This window comes from Hyphomonas sp., from assembly GCF_040882205.1.
Classification (GTDB): Bacteria; Pseudomonadota; Alphaproteobacteria; order Caulobacterales; family Hyphomonadaceae; genus Hyphomonas.
The window spans coordinates 1-2,673 of sequence record NZ_JBBEBT010000249.1 but is presented as its reverse complement, the minus strand read 5'-3'; the positions used below and the strand labels follow the sequence as shown (position 1 = coordinate 2,673).

The following is a 2,673-nucleotide window of genomic DNA, read 5'->3' as shown; positions in this document are numbered from 1 at the left end:
TCTCACCCCTGCCCCTCTCCCATGGGAGCGGGTTCAAAGAAAGGCTCGAACTAAGCCAGCGCCCGGATCGCCTCATCCATCGCCACCGTCCCGCGCGCCTCGTCCAGATGCAGCAGCTCCGTCATCTTGCCGTTGACCTTCAGCACGCCCTTCCCCGCATTCTCCGGATCGGCAAAAGCTTCGATCACGGCGCGGGCCTGTTCCACATCATGGCGGGACGGCGCGAAGATGCGGTTGGCTTCTTCCACCTGCGACGGGTGGATCAGCGTCTTGCCGTCGAAGCCGAGGTCGCGGCCCTGCTCGCACTCAGCGCGGAACCCGTCCTCGTTCTTGATGTCATTGTACACACCGTCAATGGCGGAGATCCCATAAGCGCGCGCCGCCGACATCGAGAGCTGCAGCGCGGTCTGGAAGGCCATCCGGTCCGGGGTCATCCGGGCACGGTATTCCTTGGCCAGATCATTCGTACCCATCACAAAGGCCGTGAGCCGCGAGCCGATCCTCGCCGCCGCGATCTCCTTGATGTTGAGGATCGCCAGCGGCATCTCGATCATCACCCAGAGCGCAAAGCCTTCCCCCGCCCCGGCCTTGGTCAGCGCTGCGTCCAGCCGCTCGATATCGCGCGCGCTGGTCACCTTTGGCGCCAGCATCGCATGCGCGCCCGCCTTCACGGCCACATCCAGATCGCTGTGGCCCCATTCGGTATCGAGACCGTTCATCCGCACGACCAGTTCGCGCTGGCCGTATCCACCCGCCGCCAGCGCCGCCGCAATCGCGCCGCGCGCCTCAGCCTTCATGTCGGGGGCTACACCATCCTCAAGGTCGAGGATCAGCGTATCGGCGGGAAGCTCCCGCGCCTTCTCGAGCGCGCGGGCATTGGCGCCGGGCATGTAGAGGCAGGAACGGCGCGGACGATGGGCGATGGACATGGGGCGGAACTCCTTGACGGGGCGTATTTCAGAGGCGAAGGGGTGGCCTGTTTCCGGCGCGAAATCAATGCGGCCAAACGTGGAGATCGCCATGCCTGACGCCCCGATCAGCGGCTTTGTCGCCGCCGGCTTCGAGACCGTGCAGGAGGCCTTCGCGGATAATTTCGCCCGCGGCGAGGAACAGGGCGCGGGCTTTGCGGTGCTCAGGGACGGCGAAGTGGTCGTTGACCTGCACGGTGGCTGGAGCGACCGTGCGGGCACGAAGCCCTGGGACGCGGGCACGATCGCGCCGGTCTACTCCACCACCAAGGGCATCGCCGCGCTCATCCTCGCGATGGCCGTCGAAACCCTGCCGGCCGGATACGAAACGCCGGTCGCTGAGGTCTGGCCAGAGTTTGCCGCCGCCGGAAAAGAGGCCGTCACCATCGGCGAAGTCGCAAGCCATCAGGCCGGCCTGCCCGGCTTCATCAATGCCATCGACCCCGCCCTCTGGCTGGACCCACCCGCTTGCGCCGCCGCGCTCGCGCAGCTTGCCCCGATGTGGACGCCCGGCAGCGCGCATGGCTATCATCCGCTGACCTGGGGCTATCTCGTGGGCGAGATCGTAGCCCGCATCAACGGACGCACCCTCGGCACAATCCTGCGCGAGGACATCACCGCGCCGCTCGGCATCGACTTCCGCATCGGTCTTCCGGAGACGGCGCATGCCCGCGTTGCCGAAATCCTGCGGCCAAAAGCCTTGGCGGACCTCGGCGAGATCACCCTGCCCCGCCGCGCGGCTTTTCTTGCCAAATGGTCGGCGCCCGACCGGGGCGGAGCGATCTGGCGCGAGATTGAAATTCCCTCCGCCAACGGACATGGCACTGCATCCGCCGTCACCACGCTTTACAATGCCTATGCCAGTGTTGGCCTGATCGGCGGCAGGCGCCTCATGCGGCCGGGCACTTTCGCGGCGCTGACGACCGCGCGCGCGGACGGGCCTGACCTCGTGCTGCCGATGACCACCCGCTTCGGCGCCGGCATCATGCATAACAACCTCAGGGCCTTCGGCCCCTTCGAGGACGGTCTGGGCCATTGCGGCTGGGGCGGCTCGCTCGCCATCGCCTCGCCCTCGCGCGGGCTCACCTGCGCCTATGTGATGAACCGCCAGTCCAGCAGCCTCGTCGGCGACCCGCGCGCCGTGCGCCTCATCGAAGCGGTCGCCGGGTGTCTCTGAGGCCATGCCGGACGGGTTTGACTGGCTTGCTTTTCTCTTTGCCGTCGCCGTGATCGAGCTGACGCCCGGCCCCAACATGGGCTGGCTCGCTGCGTTGACGATACGCGAAGGCAAGAAGCCAGCCTTCGGCGCCGTTTCGGGAATCGCCACCGGCCTCTCCCTACAGCTCCTTGCCGCCGTCACCGGCGTCACCGCACTGATTGTCAGTGTGCCAAGCGTTCACACCGGGCTGCACTGGGCGGGCATCGCCTTCATGCTCTACCTCGCCTTGGAAGCGTATTGCGACACCAGCTCGGTCGCGCTCGCCGCCGTCGGGCAGGAGCGCGGGTTCCGGCGCGGCCTGATCGCCAACGTGCTGAACCCCAAGGCGCTCGCCTTCTATGTGCTGCTGATCAACCAGTTCGTGGACCCCGCGAGCGCCCGGCCGGTCTGGCAGCAGAGCCTGCTGCTCGGAGCGATCCACCTGTCGGTCGCGACGCTGGTGCATGCCGGCGTCGTCCTGCTCGCAGCCAGGCTCGGCGCCCGGCT

General features: G+C 67.3%; 3 protein-coding genes. 2 read left to right on the top strand and 1 reads right to left on the bottom strand.

The window, feature by feature from the left end:
• Nucleotides 1-50: 50 nt before the first annotated feature.
• On the bottom strand, nucleotides 51-929 hold the full coding sequence (locus WEA77_RS10535) for a CoA ester lyase (protein ID WP_368067835.1): 879 nt from the start codon (nucleotides 927-929) through the stop codon (nucleotides 51-53).
• Between the two features lie 91 nt (nucleotides 930-1,020).
• Here WEA77_RS10535 and WEA77_RS10530 point away from each other — a divergent pair, with 91 nt between their 5' ends.
• Together WEA77_RS10530 and WEA77_RS10525 are read left to right on the top strand one after the other, a co-directional pair.
• Complete coding sequence (locus WEA77_RS10530) at nucleotides 1,021-2,145, top strand: serine hydrolase domain-containing protein (protein ID WP_368067834.1); 1,125 nt, start codon at nucleotides 1,021-1,023, stop codon at nucleotides 2,143-2,145.
• A 4-nt stretch (nucleotides 2,146-2,149) separates the two neighbouring features.
• The coding region (locus WEA77_RS10525) for a LysE family translocator (RefSeq protein ID WP_368067833.1) at nucleotides 2,150-2,673 on the top strand (524 nt) is incomplete at its 3' end.

Excerpts from the sequence above, each read along its gene's own strand:
- WEA77_RS10535 (WP_368067835.1), bottom strand. The coding sequence starts at position 929 with ATGTCCATCGCCCATCGTCCGCGCCGTTCCTGCCTCTACATGCCCGGC.
- WEA77_RS10530 (WP_368067834.1), top strand. The coding sequence starts at position 1,021 with ATGCCTGACGCCCCGATCAGCGGCTTTGTCGCCGCCGGCTTCGAGACC.